Raw genomic sequence first — 25,249 nt, forward strand, 5'->3', positions numbered from 1 at the left:
TTTTTTCATTTTTTTGTGAATTCAAATGCTTTTAATGCCGCTTCTCTCGCCATCTTATGATCAACGATTGGCTCAAAATAATCTTTTATTAAATTGAAATTAATAAGTTTTGCTTGTTCCTCTGGTAATTCCCAAGGTTTATGAATAAATTTTTTTGGAATTTTTTTTAAATTAGGTATCCAGTATTTCACAAATTCTCCATTTGGATCAAATTTTTCTCCCTGGGTTATAGGATTAAAAATTCTAAAATATGGAGCTGCATCAGCTCCACAGCCCGCTATCCATTGCCAACCTGAAACATTATTGGCTGTATCATAGTCCAAAAGTGTATCTTTGAAATATTTTTCACCTTCGGTCCAATTAATTCTCAAATGTTTTACTAAAAATGAACCAACAACCATTCTAAGTCTATTATGCATCCAGCCAGTTTCATATAGTTGCTTCATAGCAGCATCAACTATTGGATATCCTGTATTTCCTTTTTTCCATTTATCTAAAAATTTTTTATTTTCAGACCAGGGAAATTTATCAAAATTTTTTCTCAAATTCTTTTTTAACATTATAGGAAAATGATTTATCAAATGATAAGCAAATTCTCTCCAACCGATTTCATTTAAAAATTTCGTAACTCCAATTTTTTTATTTTTTATCTTTGTACATTCGTCATATATTTTTTTAGGAGAAATTTCTCCAAAAGCTAAATGAGGCGATAGTTTAGAGGTGCCTTCTATTGATGGAAAATCTCTATTTTGATCATAGAAATTTATTTTTTCAGAATTGAAACTCTTAATTTTCTTTAATGCTATATCTTCACCAGGAAACCAATATTTCTCAAATTTTTCATACCATTTTTTTTTTGGCAATATGATTTCAATTTTAGCTTGATTATTATTTTTTAACGATTTTTTTGATTTTATAAGATTTTTTTTATATTTATAATTTTTAAGATAAATCATTTCAGCATTTTTCCAAAATGGAGTGAAAACTTGAAAGGGAGTATTATCTTTTTTTCTGCATTGATCTGGATTTTGTAACAAATTTGAAGAAAATATCTTATATTTAATATTATTCTTTTCTAATAGTTTTATAATATTATTTTCAATAGCTATTTCTTCAGGTGAAAATATTTTATTCCAACAAACTTCAGTAATTTTTTTATTTTTAATTTTTTTTTCTAAAAAACTATACTCTAAATCGTTTTCAACAATAAATTTAATCCCAATTTCACTTAATTTTTTATCATAAATTTTAAGCGTTTTATAAAGCCACCATTTTTGAGCTGATCTAAATTTATATTTTTCTTTATCATATGAAAAAAAGACAAAATCACTGTTTTCACTTGATAACAAATAAGACAATGCTTCATTATCATTAAGTCTAAAATCATTTCTAAGCCAATAAATAAGCATAATTTTCAAAAAAAAACTGTTAAATCAGTAACAAAATCAAGGAATTTTTTACATCTTTTTTACCTTTTTTTTGTTGCCTTGAATATCAAAAAGGTATTTAACATATCTTCAAAGGGAGACATTGGTGAGTGCACAATTAAATCAACATTTAGGTAAAAAATTAAGATTAAGAAGAACTTCACTAGGATTAACTCAAACTCAAGTAGCTAAAGCAATAAACGTTACATTTCAGCAAATACAAAAATATGAAAAAGGAACAAATGGAGTTAGTTCCGCAAGGTTATTGCAATTATCTAGCTTTTTAAAGGTGCCGATAAAGTATTTTTTTGAAGATTATCAAGATTTTGCTTCTTCGAATGAGGATAATTCTTCATCTAAAGATGTAAACTATAGTTTTCTATTAAGAATTTTTAGTGATTTGGAGCCACAGCAAAAAGAAAAACTTCTTGAAGTGCTTGGTGAACAAAAGAATATTAAGAAAGCTATTTAGTCTGGCTCCCCGGGCCGGACTCGAACCAGCGACAAAGCGGTTAACAGCCGCTTGCTCTACCAACTGAGCTACCGGGGATCAATAATCGGATTAATATATTATTTTTTATCCAAAACAATATTTTTTTTGGAGGCCACGCCCAGAATCGAACTGGGATACAAGGATTTGCAATCCTCTGCGTAACCATTCCGCCACGTGGCCAATTTTTTGAAATTGTTATTTAAAAGGAGATATATATAAACTCCAATATAATTCAATAAAATGTCTAGTTTTGGTTCATACAATCATAAAAATATTGAGGATAGAATTTATAAGTATTGGGAAAAAAACAAGTGTTTTAAACCTAAAAAAAACAATTCAAAAAAAACATATTCTATTGTAATTCCACCGCCAAATGTAACAGGCAGCTTGCATATGGGTCATGCATTGAACAATTCAATTCAAGATCTTTTAATAAGATTTAATAGAAACAAAGGTATAGAAACACTATGGCAGCCAGGAACTGACCATGCGGGTATTGCTACACAATTGGTTGTTGAAAAGCAATTAGCTGAAAAAGGCATATCTAGGAATGATTTAGGAAGAGAAGAGTTTTTAAAAAAAGTTTGGCAATGGAAAGAGAAATCAGGAAACACAATTACATCACAGCTTAAAAAACTTGGATCTTCATGTGATTGGTCAAAAGATCGCTTCACAATGGATGAAGGATTATCTAAAGCTGTATTAAAGGTTTTTGTTGATCTGTATAATAAAAAATTAATTTATAAAGATCTTAAGCTCACTAATTGGGATATAAAATTAAAAACAGCAATATCAGATCTTGAAGTTATACAAAAAGAAACTTCAGGAAAACTTTATTATATTAATTATAAATTTAAAAATTCTGAAAAAACTATTACAATTGCAACTACGAGACCAGAAACAATGTTCGGGGATACCGCAATTGCAGTACACCCTAAAGATGAAAGATATAAAGATTTAATTGGTGAAGAAATCATTATTCCTATTTCGAAAAGAATTATTAAAATTATTAAAGACGAGTATGCAGACCCTAATCAGGGTTCTGGCGCAGTAAAAATAACTCCCGCACATGATTTTAATGATTATCAAGTTGGAACAAGAAATAAGTTAGAATTTATTAATATTTTAAACAAAGACGGAACATTGAACGAGAATACCCCAAAAGGTTATGTGGGCCTAGATAGGCTTGATGCAAGAAAAAAACTTATTCAAGAATTAGAAGAATTAAATATTTTAAACAAAATTGAAAATATCAAACATACCGTTCCTTATGGCGATAGAAGCAATACTATTATTGAACCTTTGCTTACAGAACAGTGGTTTGTAGATGCAAAAAAACTTGCAAAAGATGCAATAAAAAAAGTTAAAAAAAAAGAAACAAGTTTTTTTCCTGATAATTGGAAAAAAACATATTTTCAATGGATGGAGAATATTGAGCCATGGTGTATTTCTCGTCAACTGTGGTGGGGCCATCAAATTCCAGCATGGTATACACCTGATGGTCATATTATAGTTGCCAATGATCTTAAAGAAGCTAACAAAATTTGTAAAAAAAAATATAAAAAAATTTTAAATCTTAAGCGCGATAAAGATGTTCTTGATACGTGGTTTTCTTCTGCATTATGGCCGTTCGCTACATTGGGTTGGCCCAATAAAACTTATGAGTTAAAAAGATTTTACAAAACTTCCGTATTAGTTACTGGCTTTGATATTATTTTTTTCTGGGTAGCTAGAATGATGATGATGGGGTTACATTTTATGAAGGAAGTTCCATTTGAAAAAGTTTATGTTCATGCCCTAGTTAGAGATGAAAAAGGACAAAAGATGTCTAAATCAAAAGGTAATGTAATTGATCCATTAACTATTATAGAAGAATTTGGAGCAGATGCTTTACGATTTACTTTAATATCCATGTCTTCTCCTGGTAGGGATGTTAAACTCTCAATTGATAGAGTAAAAGGGTATAGAAATTTTCTAACAAAAATTTGGAATACATTTAATTATTGTTCCATAAACAATGTTTTTAATATTAAAAAAAATAAAATTAAAAATATAAAAAACCCAGCTAATCAATGGATACTTTTCACATTAAATGAAAATAAAATTAAAATCAAAAAACTTATTGAAAATTTTAGATTTGATGAAGCGGCAAAGGAACTTTATTTGTATATATGGAATTATTTTTGTGATTGGTATATTGAATTTTCAAAACCTTTATTAAATTCAAAAGATAAAAATTTAATTTTTGAGACAAAAAATGTATTAAATCATGTTCAGAAAGAAAATTTACTTCTTCTGCATTCATTTATTCCTTTTGTAACTGAAGAACTTTGGAATTTGTCAGGTTTTAAAAAAACTGAAAAAAATGACTTAATAAACCATCATTTTACAAAAGATTTAAAAAGTAAATCATCAAAAAATGTAAAAGATCTTTTGTTTATCATTAATTTTATTAATGATCTAAGGTCATTTAAATCAAAAATGCAAGTTGCACCTGGAAGTTTAGTAAGAGTTGGAATTCAATTTTTAGATAACAATCAAAAAAAAATAATTAAAAAAAATGAAAATATTTTGTGTAAGATAGGTAGAATTTCTGCGTTAAATACTAATGATGACGACAAAGGTAACATAAAAACATTATTGGCTGGTAAGCAGTTTATTGTAAATTTCGGGGATGAGATTGATATAGATAATCAAATAAATATTTTGGAAAAAAAACTAAACTCTATGCAAAAACAAATATCCTCGAGCGAAAATAAATTAAAAAATGATAATTTTGTAAAAAAAGCGCCTAAAGAAATTGTTAAACAGGAAAAAAATCTTTTAGATACAAATAAAAAAGAATATATAACACTCCAAGAAATATTAAAAAGTTTAAAATGAAATTTGATAAATCTAAATTACCAAGCAGACACACAACAGTAGGACCAGATAGAGCTCCTCATAGATCTTTTTATTATGCCATGGATCTATCTCAAGAAGATGTAGCTAAACCATTTGTTGGCGTTGTATCAACATGGAATGAAGCAGCTCCTTGCAACATAGCCTTAATGAGGCAAGCGCAAAGTGTAAAAAAAGGTGTTCACGATAATCATGGAACGCCAAGAGAGTTTTGTACAATCACTGTTACAGATGGAATTGCCATGGGTCACGAAGGAATGAAATCCTCTCTAATTTCTAGAGAAATAATTGCTGACTCTACCGAATTAACAGTACGTGGCCATTGTTACGATGCATTAGTAGGTTTAGCTGGCTGTGATAAATCTTTACCAGGTCTAATGATGGCTATGTGCAGATTAAATGTTCCAAGTGTTTTTATGTATGGCGGGTCAATACTGCCAGGAAAATTTAAAGGTAAAGACGTTACAGTCTTAGACGTTTTTGAAGGTGTCGGTATGCATGAAGCAGGAAAGATGTCAGACAAAGAACTTGAAGAACTTGAGCTTGTTGCTTGCCCATCAGCTGGTGCTTGCGGAGGACAATTCACTGCAAACACAATGGCATGTGTGTCTGAAGCTATTGGCTTAGCATTGCCATATTCATCTGGAACACCAGCTCCATATGAGGAACGTGACAAATATGCAATTGAGAGTGGTAAACAGGTGATGGAATTATTAAAGAAAAAAATCAGGCCAAGAGATATTGTTACTATCGAAGCTTTAAAAAATGCTGCAGTTGTAGTTGCGGCAACTGGCGGATCAACAAATGCAGCCCTTCATTTGCCTGCAATAGCAAATGAATGTGGTTTAAAATTTGACATCATGGATGTTGCTGAAATTTTTAAAAAAACACCATACTTAGCAGACTTAAAACCAGGTGGAAAATACGTAGCTAAAGATTTATTTGAAGCAGGTGGAGTACCATTACTTCTCAAAACATTGTTGGATGGAGGATATTTAAATGGTGATTGTTTAACGGTTACTGGAAAAACACATAAAGAAAACTTGAAGGATGTAAAATTTAATGAAGATCAAGATGTTGTTAGGTATTATTCAAATCCAATAACACCAACTGGTGGAGTAGTTGGTTTAAAAGGAAATTTAGCAGAGGGTGGAGCTATTGTTAAGGTTGCAGGAATGAAAACATTGTTTTTTAAAGGTAAGGCTAAATGTTTTGATTGTGAAGAAGATGCTTTTAAAGCAGTTAAAGAAAAAAAATATAATGAAGGTGACGTAATTGTAATTAGATATGAAGGGCCCAAAGGTGGACCAGGAATGAGAGAAATGCTTTCAACAACAGCTGCAATATATGGACAAGGCATGGGTGAGAAAGTTGCACTAATTACAGATGGGAGATTTTCTGGCGCAACAAGAGGCTTTTGTATCGGACACGTTTCTCCCGAAGCACACGTTGGTGGAATGATTGGATTGTTAAAAGATGGAGATGAAATTGAAATTGATGCAGAGAAAGGTACAATTAATGTCAATTTGAGTAATGATGAGATCAATAAAAGAAAATCAAATTGGAAACATAGAGAATTAAATTTTGGAAGTGGAACTTTATGGAAATATGCTCAAAACGTAGGTGATGCAACAAATGGAGCTGTTACACATCCAGGTGGTTCAAAGGAAAAAAAATCTTACGCAGATATATAATGAAAGTTTTGCCAGTCATAATATGTGGTGGAGCTGGCACACGGCTTTTTAAAGAGAGTAAAGACAATTTACCAAAACAATTTATAGACTTTGGCGGTTGGACAATGTTTGAAAAAACATTGGATAGAATTAATTCAAAACTTTTTTTACCACCAATCATAAGTACAAATATTAAATATTTAAACTTAGTCAAAAAACATTTAAAAAAAAATAAAATCAATGACTATAAAATTATTCTAGAACCATGCAAAAAAAATACAGCACCTGCAATTCTTTCTCCTTGCTTGTTACCCGAAATAGCTTCTAATCAAATTATTTTATTTTTGCCATCTGATCAGTTAATCGAGGAAAAAAATAAATTTAATCAAGAAATTAAAAAAAATTTAAATAAAATTTTTTATAAAGATATATTTGTTTTTGGTATAAAACCGAAAGAGCCTTCAGATCAATTTGGCTATTTTTTTAGAAAAAAAAATTCAATAAATGTAAGTAAGTTTACAGAAAAACCTTCAATTAAGAATGCAAAAAATATAATTAAAAAAGGTGGTTTATGGAATGCTGGTATTTTCATGTCTACAAAGGAAAATATTATTTATCACTTTATGAATGAGCAAAATAAACTTTTTAAAAATTGTTTACTATCCGTTCAAAATTCAAACAAAAAATCAAATAGTATTTTCTTAGAAAGTCATTCATATAACAAAATCAAACCTATTTCTTTTGATTACGCAATTCTTGAAAAAATTAGTAATATAAAATCAATTAGATTGAATATAAATTGGTCTGATCTTGGAAGTTGGAAATCATTATTAAATTTTTACAATATTAATAAGAAAAAATACTTTACAAAAACTAATCTCTTTAGAAGACCCTGGGGCACCTATAGAAATTTATTTAAGGGTAAAAACTTTTTAATTAAAGAGTTAATAGTCAATAGCAAGGGATGTTTAAGTTTACAAAAGCATAGACATCGAGAAGAGCATTGGTATGTCACTGAAGGACATCCAGAAATTATTCTAAATAAAAAAACTTTAAAACCCAAATTAAAAGACTTAGTTCATATACCCAAAGGTTCTATTCATAGAATACATAACAAACTTAAAAAACCAGTTAAAATCATCGAAGCACAAATCGGTAAAATATTAAAAGAAACTGATATTATTCGTATTGAAGATGTTTATGGACGTATTAAAAATTAACTCGAATAGGTGAATGATCAGAAGGTTTATTCAAGCCTCTTGTAAACATATCTATTTCAACATTTTTAATTTTGGAACAAATACTATCAGTTATTAAAAAGTGATCAATTCTCAACCCTTTATTTCTTTGCCATGAACCCTGAGTATAATCCCAGAAAGTATACTGTTTATCCTCGGTATTAAATAATCTAAAACTATCTTTGAAACCAAGGTTTAGTATCTTCCGAAATTCTTTTCTAATCTCCAATCTATATAAAGCGTCATTTTCCCAATCTTCTGGATTTCCTACATCATTTGAATTTGGAATTATATTAAAATCACCACCGATAATGATTCCATCGTAATTATCAATTTCTTTTTTTATAAAGTTAATAAAATTATTTAACCACTTAAGTTTATAAGGGTATTTGTCTGTGTTTACGGGATTGCCATTAGGTAGATAAATACAGATTAATTTGACTAATTTTCCTGCTATTTGTATATCAGCAGCTATTAATCTAGACTGTTTATTTGGGTCTTTAAAACTTTTATCAATATTTGAGAGTTTTTTTTTAGAAATTATCGCAACTCCGTTATAAGATTTTTGTCCAAATACATAACAATTATAATTTTTTTTTTCAAAAAAATCATTTGGAAACTTATCATCTTCACATTTAATTTCTTGAAACATTATTATATCTGGATCAATTTTGTCTAAATATTTTTCAATATTTTCTGTTCTTATTCTTACAGAATTAATATTCCAACTTGAAATAATCATAGTGAAAATGATATGCCACATCCACAAGATGCTTTGGCATCAGGGTTTATGATCCTGAATGACTTGCTCATTAAATTTTGTTCATAGTCTAATTTCGAGTTTTTTAAAAAATTATGACTGGTATCGTCAATTACAACTTGTTGAATTTGTAGATCTTTATCATTAGTCTTGTTATCTATGGTAAAGTTATATTTAAACCCTGAGCAACCGCCACCTTCTACTGATACCCTGAAAAAAGATCCTTTTGGCTCTTTTTCAAGCAGTTTTGCTATTTGTTTTTTTGCATTTTCTGTTATTTCAAATGTAGTCGTCATTTTATTTTTATAAATGAATAATAAATATATTTACTCTAATTTGGCATCATTTGCATCAAAAGATGATAATTTTCTAGGAAGAAAATATCCATGTTCGCCAACTTTATACAGAGGCGAATTTCAAAGAGATCGAGACAGGGTAATACATTCTAATTCATTTAGAAGACTAAAATTTAAAACACAAGTTTTTGTTTATTATGAAGGTGACCATTTTAGAACTAGGCTTACACATTCCCTAGAAGTTTCTCAAATAGCTAGATCTATCGCGCGTGCTTTAAATTTAAATGAGGATCTATGTGAAGTGATAAGCTTAGCTCATGATCTTGGTCATACGCCATTTGGGCATGCTGGAGAATTAGCATTATCAAACTGCATGAACAACGATTATTTTGATCATAATATTCAATCATTACGCATACTCATTTTATTGGAGGATACTTATAAAGAGCATAAAGGATTAAATTTATCTATTAATTGTTTAGATGGATTACTTAAACATAATGGTCCAATAACAAACCAAGAATTGTTTAGTAATCAACTGCCTGAAATTTTTAATTATAATTTAAATTTTAAATCTTTAGGTAGTTTAGAAGCACAAATAAGCGCTTTAGCAGATGATATTGCATATAATTGTCATGACATAGATGATGGTTTGAGAGCAAATTTATTTAGTATAGATAATTTACTTGATTTAAATTTTATGAATGAACTTTTTGAAAATAATAAAAATATTCAAAAGAATGAAATTGTCAGAAATTTATTAAATAATCTTGCTACGGACTTAATAGAAAATTCAATGAATAAAATTCAAATAAACAAATTAAAAACAATAGATGATGTGTATAATGCTAAGGAAACAATTATTAATTTTTCAGATAAAGTACAAAAAGGTTTAAACGAAATAAGAAATTTTTTGAAAGTAAAAATGTATAATCATAATTCTGTTAAAAAATGGAATTCCAAGTCAGAAATGATTATTGAATTTTTATTTAATTATTTTAAAAAAAACTATGATAAATTACCAAATCCAAATTCGTTGTTTAGCAAAGACAGAAATATAGCAGATTATATCTCTGGAATGACCGATAAATTTGCTCTGAACATTTATGAAAATATAAATTAATTATGAATATTTTTGATTATTATAAAGACTTATTTTTAAAAATTATAAAAGATATTCCAATTGATAAAGTAATAAAAAAAAAAATTACTGTAGAGACGCCAAAGCAAAAAATATTTGGTGATATTTCTTTTAATGCTCCATTAATTTTAGCGTCTTCTTTAAAAAAACAACCTATGCAATTAGCTAATGAAATTAAAGAATTAATACAAGCTGCTAATGATGATTTTGAAAAGATAGAAGTAGCAAAACCTGGTTTTATAAATTTTACATTTAAAAAGGAAATTTTTTTAAAATTTATAAAAAAAATTGATAAAAATTATGGAAAACCAGCCTCTACTAAATCAAATAAAATTAATATTGAGTTTGTATCCGCAAACCCTACTGGTCCTCTGCATGTTGGGCATTGTAGGGGAGCAATATTTGGTGATGTATTAAGTAATTTTTTAAAATTTTACGGTCACAATGTAGTAAAAGAATATTATATTAACGATTATGGCAATCAAATCTATCTATTTGTAAAATCTGTTTATTTTAGAATAATAGAGTTGCAAAAGGGCAAAACTTTTCCAGAAGATCAAGGCTTGTACCCTGGCGAATACATAATTGATATTGCTAAAGATGTTTTAAAAAAAATTAAAAATGAAAATATGTCTAGTTTTGATGAAACTATATCAATATTAACACCTTACGCGATCAAGTCTGCATTAGATATAATTAAAAAAGATTTAGATTTAATGGGTATCGTTCATGACAATTTTGTATCAGAGAGTGATATTGTTAATAGGGACATCTTAAGTGTAGCTATTGAAAAATTAAAAAACAAAGGAGACGTATATACTGGGGTATTGCCTAAGCCAAAAGGTGATGCTGAAGATTGGGAGCCTCGAGAGCAATTATTATTTAAATCTTCAAAGTATGGAGATGACGTTGATAGAGCATTACAAAAATCAGATAATACTTGGACATATTTTGCCAATGACGTAGCCTATCATTATGACAAGCTCACTCGTAACTTTGATCATTACATAAATATACTTGGCGCTGATCATGCGGGTTATGTGAAAAGATTATCTTCAGCGGTAAATGCATTAAATAATAATAAAACATTTTCGATTAAGCTTAGCCAAATTGTTAAACTTTATAAATCAGGTAAGCCATTTAGAATGTCAAAAAGAGCAGGTGATTTTATTTTAGCAAAAGATTTAATTGATGCAGTAGGCAAAGACTCTGCAAGATTTATGATGGTTTATAGGAGTTCAAATTCTCAATTGGATTTTGATTTTGATTTAGTAACTGATACATCTAAAGATAACCCAATATTTTATGTACAATATGCATGTGCAAGGATCAATTCTTTATTTGGTAAATCAAATTTTGATATTGAAAAACCTATTATTGATGCAAAATTAGAAAATTTAAAATACGACACTGAATTCAATCTTATAAAAAAAATTTTAGAATGGCCTAAAATAGTAAATTTGTGTTATCAAAATTTAGAAGTTCATTATATTCCTTATTATTTATACGAACTTTCTTCTGAGTTTCATACTTATTGGAATGCTGGAAAAGAAAATGAGGATTTAAAAATAATTGGACATTCTAATAAAGAGCTAATTAACTCTAGACTGTATTTACTGCAAAAATTGTATTTAGTTTTAACTATAGGTTTAAATATTTTAGACGTTAAAATTTTAAAAAAAATGTAATGAAGTATTTGAAAGTAATAAATTTAATAATATTTATTTTGTTCTTCTTTTTTATAATTAATTTTTATTTTTCAGAAAATTTTTTACAAATAAAAAATAAAAATAGAAAAAATTTTTCAATTTATTTAGATAATGAAATTAATAAAATTAAGATAATTAATACCAAAAAAGATTTTAAAGAATTTCAAGATAATTCAAAATATTTTAAAAAAAATACAGAGGAGAAAAAATTTTGGCAGCTTTTAAAAACAAAATAATACCTGTTATTTTTGGACTTCATGGTCAATTTTTAAATAATGATGAGATTAAATTAATAAAAAATAATAAAATTTATGGTTTTATAATTTTTGAAAGAAATATTTTAAACCTGGTACAATTAAAAAAACTTATTAAACATATAAAGTCTATTTCTCCAAATGATCCACTGATAATGATTGATCATGAAGGTGGACGAGTAAACCGTTTTAATAAAATATTTTCTCAAAAAAAATATACTGCTGAGTATTTTGGTAAACTTTATTTAATTGATAGAAAAAATTTTTATAAAGAAACGTCATATTTTATAGATTTTAATGTTAGCATTTTTAAATTTCTTGGCATTGATACAGTTGCCTATCCTGTTGCCGATTTAAAATATAAAAAAACACATAAAGTCATTGGAGATAGGTCTTTTTCTAACAACTCTAGAATTGTTAACAAATTATGTGAATATTTTATTGAGAAGTATCAAGATAAGGGAATTAATTGCATTGCAAAGCATGCACCTGGTCATGGTTTGGCAGTTGTTGATAGCCATTTTAAACTTCCAATCGTAGAAGAAAATAAAGAAAATTTATTTAAAAAAGATTTTTTATGCTTTAAGAACCTTCGTTCAAAATTTCTAATGATAGCTCATATAAAATATATTTTTTTAGATTTTAAAATAGCAACTTACTCGTCGAAAATTTTAACTTTGATCAGAAAAAAAATTAATTTTAAGGGCTTAGTAATGACAGATGATATTTGCATGAAAGCTTTAAAAGAAAATCTTAAAACAAAAGTAACTCAACCTTTGCTTGCAGGTTGTGATATTATTTTGCATTGTAATGGTAATATTAATGAAATGAAAAAAATAATAGGTATTCTAAAAAAATGGATGAGTCAAAAAATATAAACACTTTAGAGGATAATGATCCTAAAACTTCGCATGTAAAAAATACTTTAGAGTTGAGTATAGATAATTATGAGGGACCATTAGAATTATTACTTGATTTAGCTAAAACTCAAAAAGTAGACTTGATGCAAATTTCAATTGTTCAATTGGTAGATCAATATATTTCATACGTTGATAAAATTAAAAAAAATTTAGAAATAGCAGCTGACTTTTTGGTAATGGCTTCATGGTTAGCTTATTTAAAATCTAGGTTGTTATTGCCGGAAGATGATGATGAGGAATTTTCAGCCTCTAAAATGGCAGAAAAACTTAAACTTCAATTAAGAAAATTAGAAATGATAAGATTACTTTCAGACCAGCTCATGACAAAAAAACAAATGGGGGTTGATATTTTTTTTAGAGGAATAAAAGAAGGTATTAGAGCAAAGAGTACACCAAAATATTCTGTATCTTTATATGAATTAATTAAATCTTACGCTGATTTTAAAAGGAGAAAAAACTTTTCTTCTATTAATATTACAAAGTTAAAAATATATACTATGGAAGAGGCAATTAAGAAAATTACATCAATGTTCTCTAAATTAAAAGATTGGTGTGAGTTAAAAGATATTGTCCCTCAAGTATTTAAAGCAAAAAAAAATCTAAGAAAAACAGGATTTGCCGGATCTTTTGTTGCTGGCTTAGAGCTTGTAAGAGAAGGTGATTTATTAATAAAACAAGAAAAACTATTTGATAAAATATTTTATAAGGTGAAAAATGAAAAAGAATGAAAAAAATTTAATTGAAGCTATATTATTTTCTGCAAGCGAACCATTAGATGTTGGCACAATTAAATCTAAAGTAAAATCAGGAACAGATATACTAAAAATTCTTTATGAATTACAAAAAGATTATGAAGATAGAGGTATTAGATTGGTTAATTTAGCAGATAAATGGTCATTTAGGACTTCCGATGATCTTTCTGGAAAATTAAAAAAAGAAATAATTATTCAAAAAAAATTGTCAAAGGCTGCTATAGAAACTCTTGCTATAATTGCTTATCATCAACCTGTTACAAGATCTGAAATCGAAGAGATTAGAGGTGTATCATTTAGTACTGGAACATTGGAGATACTGTTTGAATTGGGTTGGGTGAAGCCTAATGGTAGAAAAGAAATTCCAGGCAAACCATTATTATATGTAACAACAGATAAGTTCTTAAATCACTTTAATATCAATAGTCTTGATGATTTACCAAATTCAGATGAACTTTTGGCGGCAGGCTTAATTGATAGCAGGGTAGATAGCTCAATTTTTGGTACTTCAAAATTTATTGAAAGTGATCAAAACGAAAACAAAGAAAATATATATTCTAATATCGATGATATGATTTCTGACACGCTGGACGAAGATAAATAACTTCTTGTATTTATTTTTTTAATTAACTATAATTGTAATTATGAGCATTGGATTTTGGCAAATAGCAATTGTTGTAGCGTTGGTCGTTTTATTATTTGGAAGAGGAAAAATATCTGAATTAATGGGGGATGTTGCTAAGGGCATCAAGAGTTTTAAAAAAGGGATGTCTGACGATCCTGAAAATAAATCTATTTCTAATAACGATAACAATAAATCAGAAAGTTAATATATGCCTCAGATAGGTTGGTCTGAGCTTTTGGTGATAATAGTACTAGCTGTACTAATTATTGGACCAAAGGATTTACCCGTTGTTGTAAAAAAAATCACTTCATCGATAAAGAAAATAAAATCATACGTATCTAATATTCAAGAAGATATTGAAAATTCTGTAGATTTAGAAACTGAAATTGAAAAAGATAAGAAAAATAAAAATAAATCATAAAATTTATGACAGAAAAAAAGTCTACAGTTAGTGAGCATTTAATAGAGTTACGCAGTAGACTACTCAAATCTATAATTTTTCTAATAATAACATTTATTGTTTGTTATATTTTTTCTGACAAAATTTATAACTTCTTGGTTGATCCATACGCCCAAGCAGTTAAAGGTGATGGTAATAATCGTAGATTAATTTTTACGGCCTTGCATGAAACGTTTTTAACATATTTAAAACTTGCTTTTTTTGCTGCATTCTTTTTTTCATGCCCTTTAATTTTAATGCAAATATGGAAATTTGTTGCTCCAGGACTTTATAAAGATGAAAAATTAGCTTTACTACCATTTTTAATTGCAACACCAGTTCTATTTTTGCTTGGAGGAATGCTTGTCTATTATTTGATTATGCCATTGGCCATAAAGTTTTTTTTATCTTTTGAAACAGCGGCTATAAATGGATCGTTACCAATTCAGCTAGAAGCAAAAGTTAATGAATATTTATCTTTAGTGATGCGTTTAATCTTAGCTTTTGGAATTAGTTTTCAATTACCTGTTTTTTTAACTCTTTTGGCAAAAGTAGGATTCATCACTTCTGAATATTTGAAAACTCGAAGAAAATATGTTGTTATTATTATATTTAGTATGGCTGCAATTTTAACTCCACCAGATCCTATAACGCAAATAGGTCTGGCTTTACCTTTACTGCTTCTATATGAGATATCTATTTTTACAGTAAAATTTGTCGAGAAAAAATAATGTTAAATATTAAAGATATAAGATCAAATCCAGAAAATTTTATTCAGAATCTTAAGAAAAGAAATATTGATGACCCAGAAAAAATTATAAACAATATTTTGGAACTAGACAAAACTTATAGAAATTTTTTAGAACAAAAAGAAAAGTTGTTAAATGAAAGAAATACAATTTCTAAGGAGTTGGGAAAAAATAAAGATGATCAAAAAAAATTTAATGAACTAAGTAATAAAGTTTCAATAATAAAAGAAGAAATATTTAAATTAGATAAAATTACTGAAGAAAAGATCTTGTCCATAAATGAAATTCTAATGTCATTGCCAAACTTACCACATGAAGATGTACCACTGGGAACTGATGATAAGCAAAATATTGAGATAAGAAAAGAAGGAGAATGCAAAATTAGTGATAAAATTTTGCCACATGATGAAATTGGAGAAAAGATTAAAAAAATTGATTTTGAAACAGCTGTGAAAATATCAGGTTCAAGATTTGTTATTTTGAAAGAAAATCTTGCAAAATTAGAACGGGCATTAATTAATTTTATGCTGGATATTCATACTGAGGAAAATGGATATACAGAATATAGCGTTCCTGTAATTGTTAATGAAAAATCAATGTATGGAACTGGTCAATTACCCAAATTTAAAGAAGATCAATTTCAGTTGAATAATAATCAATGGCTGATCCCAACGAGTGAAGTTAGTCTGACGAATATTGTTTCAGAAAGCATAATTGAATATGAAAAATTACCTTTAAGATTTGTAAGTGCAACCCAATGTTTTAGAGCAGAAGCGGGCGCTGCAGGTAAAGATACTAAGGGAATGATTAGACAGCATCAGTTTACTAAAGTTGAAATGGTATCTATTATTCAACCAGAATTTAGGTTTAAAGAACTCGAGAGAATGGTTGAGTGTGCTGAAAAAATATTAAAAAATCTAAAACTTCCATATAGAGTGATGCTTTTATCATCAGGTGATATGGGATTTAGTGCTGAAAAAACTTATGACCTTGAGGTTTGGTTACCATCTCAAAATAAATATAGAGAAATTTCAAGTTGCTCATCTTGTGGTACTTTTCAAGCAAATAGGATGAGAGCAAGGTATAAAACTTTAGATAAAAAAAATAATTTAGTAGCTACTTTAAACGGATCTGGCTTAGCAGTTGGCAGAACAATTGTTGCAATTTTAGAAAATTATCAAAATACTGACGGATCAATTTCCATTCCTGAATGTTTAAAAAAATATATGGGCAATGTTGAGACTTTATAATGGCGGAGAGGGTGGGATTCGAACCCACGAATGAGTTGCCCCATTGCCGGTTTTCAAGACCGGTGCTTTCAACCGCTCAGCCACCTCTCCGAAAAAACGACTTATAAATTAACCATATAAAATTACAACAAATGACTTGGTCTTTTTGCTATGATAATATTATTTATGCGACCGTTGTATTTGATTCTCTCTCTTTTATTAATTTTTTCATCTATATCTAAATCAGATGAAAAATTTAGCACATGGTTAGAAAATTATAAAAAATACGCAATTAACCAGGGTGTTTCTAAAAAAACCGTAAATGAAGCTTTTAAGAACACAAAACTTTTAAAAAGAATTATTACTTACGATAGAAATCAACCAGAATTTATCGAAAAAACAGATGTATACGTTGCGAAAAGAGTAAATAAACAAAAAGTAATTTATGCAAAAAAATTAATTAATAATAATAAAAAGCTTTTAGATAAGGTTGAAAAAAAATATAAAATTCCAAAAAACTATTTAGTAGCTTTATGGGGTGTAGAAACAGTTTTTGGCAAACATAAAGGTAAAGTTGATATAATCTCAGCATTAGCAACTTTGAGTTTTGATAAAAGAAGATCTAAATATTTTTCCAATGAACTTATAATTCTTTTGAAGTTGATAGATAGACAAGTTGTAAACATATCAGATTTAAAAGGATCCTGGGCTGGTGCACATGGTAACTTTCAATTTATGCCCTCATCAATTAAAAATTATGCAATTGATTATAATAGAGATGGTAAAATTGACCTTTACACTTCTTTAGAAGATTCTTTTGCTTCAGCAGCAAATTACTTAAAAAAAATTGGATGGGATAAAAATCCTTGGGGATTAAAAGTGAAACTGACAAAAGAAATTAATAAAAAACATTTTACATTTGACGCTAGAAAACTTTCCGATTCAAAAAAAATTAAAGACTGGATTAAAATGGGTGTTGTATTACCAGATAGCTATAAAATTAATTTAAATACAAAAGCAAAATTAGTAAAACCCGATGGAGAAATTTCTGATGTATATATGGTTTTTAATAATTATGAAAAAATTCTCAATTGGAATAGATCACTTAGATTTGCAATAACTATTGGTATTTTTTCTGATTACTTGAAAGATGCATAAAAGAATTTTACTTATATTTTTTTTTTTTATAGTTTCTTGCTCTAATAAATATCAAGTATATGAAAAAACTGGATTCGCTGGTACATCCAAAAACAATAAAATAATTTCACACTTGCAAAAAGATAGTCTTATCAAAATTACTAATAAAAATAATAAAATTAGCAAAGTTTACAAAGTAGATGAACAATTAAAATTAACTGACTCAAGAATTATTTATTTGCCAGAAATTGTCTATGATGAAATTAGATTAAATAGAGAATTTCCACTTGTTCTTGTCCAATCTATGAGAGAGAACAAATCATTTATTGCAAAAAAAGCAAAAACTTTTGATGAAGAAAAAAAAATTAATAAAAAAGTTAAGATAGAAACCATAGAGGTTTTGAAAATTGATAATCAAAAAGTTGTAACAAAAAAAATCTTTTTAGATTTTGGTCCATTTTATTACAAAACTTACTCTGAAACATTATTTAGGTTATTAAGTTTGAATATTAAAAATAAAAAATTAATTTATAAGGATTATGCTCCTAAAAATCATATTATTTCTATAGGTCCATTAAAAAACTTAACGGAATATGATAATATATATTTAAAATTAGGAAAAATTGGTTTAATCGGTTTTAATATAAGAGTTCAATGATAAAAAAAATTTTTATAATTTGTTTTCTATTTATATCTGTAAAATCTAGCGCTTTAGAAACAAGTGCAAAACAGGCTTATCTAGTTGATGTTTTATCTGGAGAGGTTTTGTTTGAAAAAAACAAAGAACAAAAAATATCTCCAGCTTCGATAACAAAAATTATGACGGCAATTGTTGCCTTTGATTTAATCAAAAAAGGAGATTTGAAATTAGAAGAAAAATTTAAAGTATCAAAAAATGCTTGGAGAATGTCTTCAAAAGGATTTTCTTCAATGTTTATTATGCCAAATGACAGAGTTAGCGTTGAAAATTTATTAAAAGGAATAATTATAGTATCTGGTAACGATGCCTGTATCGCTTTAGCAGAAGGAATTGCAGGAACAGAAGAAGAGTTTGTAAATATGATGAACAATATGGCTGAAAAAATTGGTTTATCCAATACTAGATTTGCAAATTCATCAGGTATTTATGATGGTAATAATTATTCTACAGTTGAAGATATTTCTAAAATGTCAATTTATTTAATAAATAATTTTCCAAATTTGTATAAGTATTATTCTGAAAAAAAATTTACTTGGGACAGAACTGGTGGAGCACCTATTACGCAAGGTAATAGAAATCCAATATTATATAAAGATATGGGTGCAGATGGTATAAAAACTGGTTACTTAAATAATTCTGGATACTCATTAGCCGCGACAATAAAAAAAAATGACAGAAGAATCTTAAGTGTTGTAAGTGGAACAGACTCTAAAAATGCCAGATCAAAAGAAACAGTCAGATTACTTAGTTATGCTGAAAATAGATTTGATTTATTGAAAATTAATAAAATAGATAAAAGTTATGATATTAAAACTTGGAATTTAAAACAAAAAACTGTGCAATTAGAATTAAAGAATAATATTTATTTAACAATACCAAAAAGAAAAAAAAACAAATTAAAAATCGAAATTGATCATGAAAAAGATATACTTTCTAGAGAATTAAAAAAAGGCTCTCCAGTATCTAAATTGAATATTTATTATGATAATAATTTAATAAAATCAGAAATACTCTATTCTTCTTCAAACACCACTAAAGAAAATTTCTTTGTAAGATTTTTAAATTCTATAAGTCTTTTAATATGGGGATAGGAAAGGGTAATTTAATTACTTTTGAGGGCATTGAAGGTAGTGGAAAATCAACTCAACTTCATGAGGTATATAAATTTTTAAAAAAAAGAAAAATCAAGTGTATTAAAACTAGGGAGCCTGGTGGGACGAGGTTAGCAGAAAAAATAAGAAAATTAATTATTAAAGATTTAAAAAATAATGAAGATAATTTAACAGAACTTCTATTACTTTTTGCGGCGAGATCTAATCATTTTTTAAAAATTAAAAAACTTATAAAAAAAGGGTATTTGGTTCTATGTGATAGATATATAGACTCTACATACGCTTATCAACATTGTGAACAAGGACAAGATATTAAATTAATAAATTTTTTGCAAAATTTAATAAGTAAAAAAAGTTTTCCAAAAATTACATTCTTTATAGATATTCCAGTAAAGATTTCAAAATTAAGGGTAAAGGGTAGAGGTAGGTTAGATAGATTTGATGAATATGGAGAAAAAAAACTCAATAAATTAAGAAAAAGTTTTATAAATTTAACAAAAAAACACAATAGAATAATCAAGATTGATGGTACAAAAAATAAAAAAGATATCACTATACAAATTGTTGATTATTTAATTAAAAAAAATGTCATTAAAAATTTTAAATAAAGTTATTGGTTTTGAACAAGAGCTAAAACTTTTCAAAAATCTTTTTGATATTAAAAAACTACCGCAAACATTAATGATACAAGGGCTTGATGGTATTGGTAAATATACGTTTTGTCTTAACCTTGTATCTTCGTTATTAAAAAAAAATAATACAAATATTGAGGATGAATTAATTTCAGATAGTAATGTTTTAATCTTAAAAAATGAATGTTCAGAGCAGGCCGTTAAAATTGATGATGTTAGAAATATAATAAATTTTTGCCAGTTAAAATCATTTAATGATTTACCAAAATTTATAATAATTAAAAATTCTCAATTTTTAAATGCTAATTCAGTAAATGCACTATTAAAACTTATAGAAGAACCTAATGATAATATATATTTTATATTTACCTCTAATTTAATTGATCAAAATATAGAAACATTAATGTCTAGATGTTTTATAAAAAAATTATTTTTAAATAAAAAATATTATAAAACTATTATAGAAAAATTTGTATTTGATAATAGTCTACATGATTTTTCAGAAAATATTAATTTTAATGATACACCTGGAATTTTTTTGAGAAAATATTTTTATAATTTAAATCCAAACTTAGAAAAATTAAGAAAAGATAATCAAAATTTATTTTATAAAATTTTTAGTACAAAAATATTGGAATCTGCAGATTTAAATTTAAATACATTAAAAAAAATTAAGCTTAATTTGTTTTTAAATAATGATATTAGAAAAATCATAAAAAAGTTTAATTAATGAATAATAAAAAATTTTATATTACAACACCAATATATTATCCTTCAGCAAAGCCACATATGGGCCATGCCTATTCAAGTATAGCTAGTGATGTTATTGCAAGATTTAAAAGAATTAATGGATACGATGTTTCTTTTTTAACTGGTACTGATGAACATGGTTTAAAGATACAAAGGGCAGCTGAAGAGCAGAATAGCGATCCTTTATCATTTTGTGATAAAATTTCACAAACTTTTATTGACCTAAGTAATACACTGAATTTAAGTAATACCGATTTTATTAGAACTACAGAAGACAGGCACAAAAATACTGTAAAAAAACTATGGTCACTTCTTCAAGAAAACGACCAGCTTTATTTATCAAAATATGCAGGGTGGTATTCAGTATCTGATGAAGCTTATTATTTAGAAAATGAAGTAGAAGAATTAGATGGTAAAAAAATTTCTAAGAGCAGTGGAAGTGAAGTAACCTGGATGGAAGAGGAAAGTTTTTTTTTTAAACTTTCTGATTGGCAAAAACCACTACTTGATTTTTATAAAAATAATCCAGATTTTATACAACCAGAAAGTAGAAAAAATGAAGTAATAAGTTTTGTTTCAGGTGGACTAAAAGATTTATCTGTATCAAGAACAACCTTTGACTGGGGTATTGAGGTCCCTAATAACAAAAAGCATGTAATGTATGTATGGTTAGATGCACTTACAAATTATCTAAGCGCCACTAATTATTTTAATAATCATAATGATTTCTGGCCAGCAGATGTTCACATAATTGGAAAAGATATTTTAAGATTTCATGCAGTATATTGGCCAGCTTTTCTAATGGCAGCAAAACTTCCTGTTCCAAAACAAATATTTGGGCATGGCTGGATACTTTCAGGAGAAGAAAAAATGTCAAAATCTAAAGGAAATATTTTAGATCCTTTGGAGTTAATAAATCAATATGGATCAGATGAAATTAGGTATTATTTGATGAAAGATGTAATTTTTGGTTTGGACGGAAAAATTAATATCGATAATTTAAGAATAACGCTAAACGATCTAGCAAATAATATTGGAAATTTATCTAATCGTATATTTACTATATTAAATAAAAATTATGAATGCAAAGTTCCACAAATAAATGATGGGTACACTATAAATAGTGATTTGTTGGTAGATAAAAAAACAATCATACAATTTATTGATAAATACGAATTACACAATTATACAAAATTTATTCACTCATATTCATCCACCATAAATAAATACGTCAATGATAATGAGCCATGGAATAAAAAAAATAATTCAGAGCAAAATATTAAAAATATTCTCTTTTCAACTTTAGTAGCGTTAAAAAATATTTTTATTTTGCTTTATCCTGTTATGCCGTTAGTAAGTATTAAATTTTTAAAAAGTTTAAATGTAAATGAAAATGAAATAAAAATTGATAATATAAATGAAAAATTAACCATAAATGATCAGTTAACAAAACCTGATATACTTTTTAAAAAATATGAGTAGTTTAATAGATTCACACTGTCACTTATATTATGAGCCTTATATAAATGATATTCAGGGAACTATAGATGAGTGCAAAAAAAATAATATTTACAAACTTCTTTCTATTGGAGTTGATTTAACAACATCCAAAAAAAATATTGAGCTTGCACAAAAATATAACGAAATATATTGCACGGTAGGTATTCACCCAAATTCAACTGTTAATTCTAAAAAAGAAGATCTTTTAGAATTAAAGCAATTAATAAAATCATCAAATAAAATTATTGGTTTAGGTGAAACTGGTTTGGATTATTACAGAGATTTTGATAAAAATTTACAATTCTTTTACTTTGAAGAACAAATTAAAATTGCAAAAGAATTTAATCTTCCAGTAATTGTACATACACGAGACGCTGAAGATGACACTTATTTAATATTAAAAAAATATTCAAATATTAATTTAAAATTTATTATACATTGCTTTTCAGGTTCAATTGATTTTGCTACGAAATGTTCCCAGTTAGGTTGCTATATATCATTTAGCGGAAATATAACTTTTAAAAATGCTGATAATATAAGAGAAACGTGTAAAGAAATTGATATAAATAAAATTTTAATTGAAACAGACTCTCCTTATTTGACTCCTCATCCGCATAGAGGAAAAAAAAATCATCCATCAAACGTAAGGTATGTGTGTAGCGAAATATCTAAAATTAAAAATATTGATTTTGATAGTATATCAAAGATAACAACTAAAAATTTTAATAGTATTTTTTTTGATGGATAAAAAAAGAGCTATAATCTTACCTTACAAAGAGAGTTTTGGGGATAAAAATTCCGGTGCAGCCTCAATTTTTGTCAAAGAAAGTTTAGTTAATGAAAATGTTGATCAATTTGTAATTTATGGTTCCAAATCAATTGTAAATGCAAAATACAAAAAAAATTATTTTTACAATCCAGTTCAAAAAAAATATTTTAGAAATTATAATTATATAAAATATTTTATTAAAAAATTTTCACATTTTAATTTTGAAACAATAGAAATACACAATAGACCTGAATACATCAAAGAAATTAAAAAAAATTTTCCCACATCAAAAATTATTTTTTTTTTTCATAATGATCCAAATACCCTTAGGGGCTCCAAAAAAAATGAAGAAAAAAAATATATATACAACAATTGTCATATTGTCTTTTTAAGTAAATGGATCCAAAAAAAATTTGAAAATAAAAAATTTATTAACAAAAAAAATATTGTAATTTATCCTGGAGTAAAACAATCCAATTATAAAAAAAAACAAAAAATTATTTTTTTTTGTGGAAAACTAAATCATTCCAAAGGCTATGATGTATTTATTCAAGCAACAAAAAAAATAAAAAAAATAAAAAAATTTTCAGATTGGAAAATTATTTCTGCTGGCACCGAGTCCAGGAGGGTAATACCTGTTGAAGATCATATAAAAGAACTTGGGCAAATTAGTAATAAACAAGTTTATAATATTTATGAAAAAGCATTAATTTCTATTGCTCCCTCAAACTGGGAAGAGCCATTGGGTAGATTGCCAATAGAATCGGCCGCACATGGATCTATATCTATAACTTCTGATAAAGGTGGACTACCCGAAACCAACCATCATGGGTACATTTTAAAAGATAATTCATCTAAAGAATTATTTGAATTATTAGTTAAACTTTTATCTAATAGTAAAAAATTACATAGTTTAAGTAAAAAAATTTATAATAGTTTTGATTTTACAAATGAAAAGTTTTTAAAATCTATATCAAATCTAAGATATAGAGATGAGAAGGTAAAAAAAGTTTTTTTAATATCAAATTTAAATTTAAAAAATAAAAAAAGATTATTTTATTCTTTTTTTAATAAACTTAAACTTGGGTTAAAAAAATATCCATTAAAATTAATAAGTATAAGCGATAGAGATTTTATTAGAGATAACAGGGGGATTTTGGATATATCTGGAATAAAAAGTTTTAATAAAGCCATTATTAATAAAGTTAAATTATTTAACCCCGATCTAATTATCTTAGGTCACACAGATAGAATTGAAATAAAAACATTTGAAAAAATAAGATCAATTAATAATGATATAAAGATAATAAAAATATTCATAGATTCTATATCTAATGAATTTTTTAAATTTAAAAAAGTTTTTTATGAATACAAGTTTTTAAATAATATTTTTATTTCATCAAATCCTAAAATGTTAAAAGAACAAGATTTATCTAATAAAATAAAATTCATACCTTATCCGGTTGATAAAAAGATTGATAATCTTAAATCATTTAATTTGATTAATAAGCAAATTGATGTTTTTTTTGCATTAAGCCATGGTCAAAATAGAGGAATTTTAAAAAAAGGAAAAATAGATGAGCGAGAAGAATTTTTAAGTAAATTGAAAGTTTTATTGCCTGATCATGTGAAATGTAATTTTATTGGAATAAATAATGCACAACCAGTTTGGGGTAATGAATTTTATAATAGAATCAAAAACAGTAAAATTTTAATTAATCTTAGCAGAGGCAAATACAAAAAACATTATTCCAGCGACAGAATATCTTCATTGATCGGGAATGGCTGTTTTGTATTGAATGAAAAAAAAAACTTATACTCTGATTTCTTTGATAAAAAAAATGAATTAATAAATTTTACCACTGAAAGAGATTTAAAAAATAAAATATTATATTATTTAGATAAACCTAAATTAAGAAAAATAATAGCTTCCAATTGTTATCAAAAATATCATGCTAAAATTAATACAAGTATAATTATAAATTATATTCTTGATGTAATTTTTAAAAAGAAAATAAGAAAAAAATATCTCTGGACATAAAA

General features: G+C 26.7%; 25 protein-coding genes and 3 tRNA genes. 22 read left to right on the plus strand and 6 right to left on the minus strand.

The features are described 5' to 3' along the window. Nucleotides 1-5: 5 nt before the first annotated feature. On the minus strand, nucleotides 6-1,409 hold the full coding sequence (locus ACTTAQ_RS02605; protein WP_440695305.1) for a cryptochrome/photolyase family protein: 1,404 nt from the start codon (nucleotides 1,407-1,409) through the stop codon (nucleotides 6-8). 124 nt (nucleotides 1,410-1,533) lie between these two features. On the opposite strand from ACTTAQ_RS02605, the gene ACTTAQ_RS02610 reads away from it, so the two are divergent. Next, entirely contained in the window at nucleotides 1,534-1,899 is a 366-nt protein-coding gene (locus ACTTAQ_RS02610) for a helix-turn-helix domain-containing protein (RefSeq protein ID WP_440695307.1), read from the plus strand. A gap of 2 nt (nucleotides 1,900-1,901) precedes the next feature. Here the strand turns inward: ACTTAQ_RS02610 and ACTTAQ_RS02615 are convergent. Both ACTTAQ_RS02615 and ACTTAQ_RS02620 read right to left on the minus strand, forming a co-directional pair. Beyond that, nucleotides 1,902-1,977 (minus strand) — tRNA-Asn (locus tag ACTTAQ_RS02615). Nucleotides 1,978-2,026: 49 nt separating this feature from the next. Further along, nucleotides 2,027-2,100 (minus strand) — tRNA-Cys (locus ACTTAQ_RS02620). Between the two features lie 60 nt (nucleotides 2,101-2,160). Here ACTTAQ_RS02620 and ACTTAQ_RS02625 point away from each other — a divergent pair. The 3 genes from ACTTAQ_RS02625 to ACTTAQ_RS02635 are packed head-to-tail and all read left to right on the plus strand — an operon-like array spanning nucleotide 2,161 to nucleotide 7,714. Further along, nucleotides 2,161-4,803 (plus strand): valine--tRNA ligase, encoded by a 2,643-nt coding sequence (locus ACTTAQ_RS02625; protein WP_440695309.1) that lies wholly within the window; start codon nucleotides 2,161-2,163, stop codon nucleotides 4,801-4,803. Beyond that, on the plus strand, nucleotides 4,800-6,515 hold the full coding sequence (gene ilvD / locus ACTTAQ_RS02630; RefSeq protein WP_440695312.1) for a dihydroxy-acid dehydratase: 1,716 nt from the start codon (nucleotides 4,800-4,802) through the stop codon (nucleotides 6,513-6,515). The genes ACTTAQ_RS02625 and ilvD overlap by 4 nt, the downstream gene beginning before the upstream one ends. Beyond that, nucleotides 6,515-7,714, plus strand: a complete 1,200-nt coding sequence (locus ACTTAQ_RS02635; protein ID WP_440695314.1) for a sugar phosphate nucleotidyltransferase — start codon at nucleotides 6,515-6,517, stop codon at nucleotides 7,712-7,714. The genes ilvD and ACTTAQ_RS02635 overlap by 1 nt, the downstream gene beginning before the upstream one ends. On the opposite strand, the gene xth is transcribed toward ACTTAQ_RS02635, so the two are convergent. Further along, nucleotides 7,704-8,474, minus strand: coding sequence for an exodeoxyribonuclease III (xth, locus tag ACTTAQ_RS02640; protein WP_440695316.1), 771 nt, complete (start codon nucleotides 8,472-8,474; stop codon nucleotides 7,704-7,706). The two genes, ACTTAQ_RS02635 and xth, sit on opposite strands and share 11 nt — an antisense overlap. After that, entirely contained in the window at nucleotides 8,471-8,788 is a 318-nt protein-coding gene (locus tag ACTTAQ_RS02645) for a HesB/IscA family protein (RefSeq protein ID WP_440695318.1), read from the minus strand. Before ACTTAQ_RS02645 ends, xth begins: the two co-directional genes overlap by 4 nt. A 13-nt stretch (nucleotides 8,789-8,801) precedes the next feature. Here ACTTAQ_RS02645 and dgt point away from each other — a divergent pair, with 13 nt between their 5' ends. From dgt to serS, 10 genes are read left to right on the plus strand one after another with little or no spacing between them, the layout of a single operon-like run. Then, nucleotides 8,802-9,911, plus strand: a complete 1,110-nt coding sequence (gene dgt, locus ACTTAQ_RS02650; RefSeq protein WP_440695320.1) for a dGTP triphosphohydrolase — start codon at nucleotides 8,802-8,804, stop codon at nucleotides 9,909-9,911. 2 nt (nucleotides 9,912-9,913) lie between these two features. Continuing rightward, nucleotides 9,914-11,617 carry an arginine--tRNA ligase gene (argS, locus tag ACTTAQ_RS02655; RefSeq protein WP_440695322.1) on the plus strand — a complete coding sequence of 568 codons (1,704 nt, stop codon included), beginning with the start codon at nucleotides 9,914-9,916 and terminating at the stop codon, nucleotides 11,615-11,617. Then, nucleotides 11,617-11,874, plus strand: coding sequence for a hypothetical protein (locus ACTTAQ_RS02660; protein ID WP_440695323.1), 258 nt, complete (start codon nucleotides 11,617-11,619; stop codon nucleotides 11,872-11,874). The genes argS and ACTTAQ_RS02660 overlap by 1 nt, the downstream gene beginning before the upstream one ends. Then, nucleotides 11,850-12,770, plus strand: coding sequence for a glycoside hydrolase family 3 N-terminal domain-containing protein (locus ACTTAQ_RS02665; RefSeq protein WP_440695325.1), 921 nt, complete (start codon nucleotides 11,850-11,852; stop codon nucleotides 12,768-12,770). Before ACTTAQ_RS02660 ends, ACTTAQ_RS02665 begins: the two co-directional genes overlap by 25 nt. Continuing rightward, a complete protein-coding gene (locus ACTTAQ_RS02670; protein ID WP_440695327.1) occupies nucleotides 12,749-13,540 on the plus strand; it encodes a segregation and condensation protein A in 792 nt (263 codons plus the stop codon). Before ACTTAQ_RS02665 ends, ACTTAQ_RS02670 begins: the two co-directional genes overlap by 22 nt. Next, nucleotides 13,527-14,168 carry an SMC-Scp complex subunit ScpB gene (gene scpB, locus ACTTAQ_RS02675; protein WP_440695329.1) on the plus strand — a complete coding sequence of 214 codons (642 nt, stop codon included), beginning with the start codon at nucleotides 13,527-13,529 and terminating at the stop codon, nucleotides 14,166-14,168. Before ACTTAQ_RS02670 ends, scpB begins: the two co-directional genes overlap by 14 nt. A gap of 40 nt (nucleotides 14,169-14,208) precedes the next feature. Next, entirely contained in the window at nucleotides 14,209-14,394 is a 186-nt protein-coding gene (locus tag ACTTAQ_RS02680; RefSeq protein WP_009360236.1) for a twin-arginine translocase TatA/TatE family subunit, read from the plus strand. Nucleotides 14,395-14,397: 3 nt separating this feature from the next. Continuing rightward, nucleotides 14,398-14,610, plus strand: a complete 213-nt coding sequence (gene tatB, locus ACTTAQ_RS02685) for a Sec-independent protein translocase protein TatB (RefSeq protein WP_009360235.1) — start codon at nucleotides 14,398-14,400, stop codon at nucleotides 14,608-14,610. Between the two features lie 5 nt (nucleotides 14,611-14,615). Continuing rightward, the gene (gene tatC / locus ACTTAQ_RS02690) at nucleotides 14,616-15,359 is read left to right on the plus strand and encodes a twin-arginine translocase subunit TatC (RefSeq protein ID WP_440695331.1); all 744 of its coding nucleotides are present in this window, start codon (nucleotides 14,616-14,618) and stop codon (nucleotides 15,357-15,359) included. Continuing rightward, on the plus strand, nucleotides 15,359-16,627 hold the full coding sequence (gene serS / locus ACTTAQ_RS02695; protein WP_440695333.1) for a serine--tRNA ligase: 1,269 nt from the start codon (nucleotides 15,359-15,361) through the stop codon (nucleotides 16,625-16,627). The genes tatC and serS overlap by 1 nt, the downstream gene beginning before the upstream one ends. Here the strand turns inward: serS and ACTTAQ_RS02700 are convergent. Continuing rightward, nucleotides 16,628-16,717: transfer RNA gene (locus ACTTAQ_RS02700), tRNA-Ser, on the minus strand. It abuts the gene before it with no gap. A gap of 60 nt (nucleotides 16,718-16,777) precedes the next feature. Between ACTTAQ_RS02700 and ACTTAQ_RS02705 the strand changes: the two genes are divergently transcribed. From ACTTAQ_RS02705 to ACTTAQ_RS02740, 8 genes are read left to right on the plus strand one after another with little or no spacing between them, the layout of a single operon-like run. Next, nucleotides 16,778-17,764, plus strand: a complete 987-nt coding sequence (locus ACTTAQ_RS02705; RefSeq protein ID WP_440695335.1) for a lytic murein transglycosylase — start codon at nucleotides 16,778-16,780, stop codon at nucleotides 17,762-17,764. Further along, a complete protein-coding gene (locus tag ACTTAQ_RS02710; RefSeq protein ID WP_440695337.1) occupies nucleotides 17,757-18,401 on the plus strand; it encodes a hypothetical protein in 645 nt (214 codons plus the stop codon). Before ACTTAQ_RS02705 ends, ACTTAQ_RS02710 begins: the two co-directional genes overlap by 8 nt. Then, nucleotides 18,398-19,534: a D-alanyl-D-alanine carboxypeptidase family protein gene (locus tag ACTTAQ_RS02715; RefSeq protein WP_440695339.1), complete on the plus strand. Its 1,137-nt coding sequence runs from the start codon at nucleotides 18,398-18,400 to the stop codon at nucleotides 19,532-19,534. The genes ACTTAQ_RS02710 and ACTTAQ_RS02715 overlap by 4 nt, the downstream gene beginning before the upstream one ends. Beyond that, nucleotides 19,525-20,163, plus strand: coding sequence for a dTMP kinase (gene tmk / locus ACTTAQ_RS02720; protein WP_440695341.1), 639 nt, complete (start codon nucleotides 19,525-19,527; stop codon nucleotides 20,161-20,163). Before ACTTAQ_RS02715 ends, tmk begins: the two co-directional genes overlap by 10 nt. Continuing rightward, nucleotides 20,141-20,917 carry a hypothetical protein gene (locus ACTTAQ_RS02725; RefSeq protein ID WP_440695343.1) on the plus strand — a complete coding sequence of 259 codons (777 nt, stop codon included), beginning with the start codon at nucleotides 20,141-20,143 and terminating at the stop codon, nucleotides 20,915-20,917. The genes tmk and ACTTAQ_RS02725 overlap by 23 nt, the downstream gene beginning before the upstream one ends. Then, on the plus strand, nucleotides 20,917-22,419 hold the full coding sequence (metG, locus tag ACTTAQ_RS02730) for a methionine--tRNA ligase (protein ID WP_440695345.1): 1,503 nt from the start codon (nucleotides 20,917-20,919) through the stop codon (nucleotides 22,417-22,419). Before ACTTAQ_RS02725 ends, metG begins: the two co-directional genes overlap by 1 nt. Then, complete coding sequence (locus tag ACTTAQ_RS02735; protein ID WP_440695347.1) at nucleotides 22,412-23,185, plus strand: TatD family hydrolase; 774 nt, start codon at nucleotides 22,412-22,414, stop codon at nucleotides 23,183-23,185. The genes metG and ACTTAQ_RS02735 overlap by 8 nt, the downstream gene beginning before the upstream one ends. Then, on the plus strand, nucleotides 23,178-25,247 hold the full coding sequence (locus tag ACTTAQ_RS02740; RefSeq protein ID WP_440695349.1) for a glycosyltransferase: 2,070 nt from the start codon (nucleotides 23,178-23,180) through the stop codon (nucleotides 25,245-25,247). The genes ACTTAQ_RS02735 and ACTTAQ_RS02740 overlap by 8 nt, the downstream gene beginning before the upstream one ends. Nucleotides 25,248-25,249: the final 2 nt, after the last annotated feature.

The organism is Candidatus Pelagibacter sp. HIMB109, from assembly GCF_052048155.1.
In the GTDB taxonomy this organism is placed as follows: Bacteria; Pseudomonadota; Alphaproteobacteria; order Pelagibacterales; family Pelagibacteraceae; genus HIMB114.

Bases quoted from the DNA above. Each gene is read 5' to 3' on its own strand.
- ACTTAQ_RS02670 (WP_440695327.1), top strand. From the start codon at position 12,749: ATGGATGAGTCAAAAAATATAAACACTTTAGAGGATAATGATCCTAAA.
- ACTTAQ_RS02625 (WP_440695309.1), top strand. From the start codon at position 2,161: ATGTCTAGTTTTGGTTCATACAATCATAAAAATATTGAGGATAGAATT.
- tatC (WP_440695331.1), top strand. From the start codon at position 14,616: ATGACAGAAAAAAAGTCTACAGTTAGTGAGCATTTAATAGAGTTACGC.
- ACTTAQ_RS02710 (WP_440695337.1), top strand. From the start codon at position 17,757: ATGCATAAAAGAATTTTACTTATATTTTTTTTTTTTATAGTTTCTTGC.
- ACTTAQ_RS02605 (WP_440695305.1), bottom strand. From the start codon at position 1,409: ATGCTTATTTATTGGCTTAGAAATGATTTTAGACTTAATGATAATGAA.
- scpB (WP_440695329.1), top strand. From the start codon at position 13,527: ATGAAAAAGAATGAAAAAAATTTAATTGAAGCTATATTATTTTCTGCA.
- metG (WP_440695345.1), top strand. From the start codon at position 20,917: ATGAATAATAAAAAATTTTATATTACAACACCAATATATTATCCTTCA.
- argS (WP_440695322.1), top strand. From the start codon at position 9,914: ATGAATATTTTTGATTATTATAAAGACTTATTTTTAAAAATTATAAAA.
- tatB (WP_009360235.1), top strand. From the start codon at position 14,398: ATGCCTCAGATAGGTTGGTCTGAGCTTTTGGTGATAATAGTACTAGCT.
- ACTTAQ_RS02735 (WP_440695347.1), top strand. From the start codon at position 22,412: ATGAGTAGTTTAATAGATTCACACTGTCACTTATATTATGAGCCTTAT.
- xth (WP_440695316.1), bottom strand. From the start codon at position 8,474: ATGATTATTTCAAGTTGGAATATTAATTCTGTAAGAATAAGAACAGAA.
- ACTTAQ_RS02645 (WP_440695318.1), bottom strand. From the start codon at position 8,788: ATGACGACTACATTTGAAATAACAGAAAATGCAAAAAAACAAATAGCA.
- ACTTAQ_RS02705 (WP_440695335.1), top strand. From the start codon at position 16,778: ATGATAATATTATTTATGCGACCGTTGTATTTGATTCTCTCTCTTTTA.
- dgt (WP_440695320.1), top strand. From the start codon at position 8,802: ATGAATAATAAATATATTTACTCTAATTTGGCATCATTTGCATCAAAA.
- ACTTAQ_RS02660 (WP_440695323.1), top strand. From the start codon at position 11,617: ATGAAGTATTTGAAAGTAATAAATTTAATAATATTTATTTTGTTCTTC.
- ACTTAQ_RS02680 (WP_009360236.1), top strand. From the start codon at position 14,209: ATGAGCATTGGATTTTGGCAAATAGCAATTGTTGTAGCGTTGGTCGTT.
- ilvD (WP_440695312.1), top strand. From the start codon at position 4,800: ATGAAATTTGATAAATCTAAATTACCAAGCAGACACACAACAGTAGGA.
- ACTTAQ_RS02740 (WP_440695349.1), top strand. From the start codon at position 23,178: ATGGATAAAAAAAGAGCTATAATCTTACCTTACAAAGAGAGTTTTGGG.
- ACTTAQ_RS02725 (WP_440695343.1), top strand. From the start codon at position 20,141: ATGTCATTAAAAATTTTAAATAAAGTTATTGGTTTTGAACAAGAGCTA.
- tmk (WP_440695341.1), top strand. From the start codon at position 19,525: ATGGGGATAGGAAAGGGTAATTTAATTACTTTTGAGGGCATTGAAGGT.
- ACTTAQ_RS02715 (WP_440695339.1), top strand. From the start codon at position 18,398: ATGATAAAAAAAATTTTTATAATTTGTTTTCTATTTATATCTGTAAAA.
- ACTTAQ_RS02635 (WP_440695314.1), top strand. From the start codon at position 6,515: ATGAAAGTTTTGCCAGTCATAATATGTGGTGGAGCTGGCACACGGCTT.
- serS (WP_440695333.1), top strand. From the start codon at position 15,359: ATGTTAAATATTAAAGATATAAGATCAAATCCAGAAAATTTTATTCAG.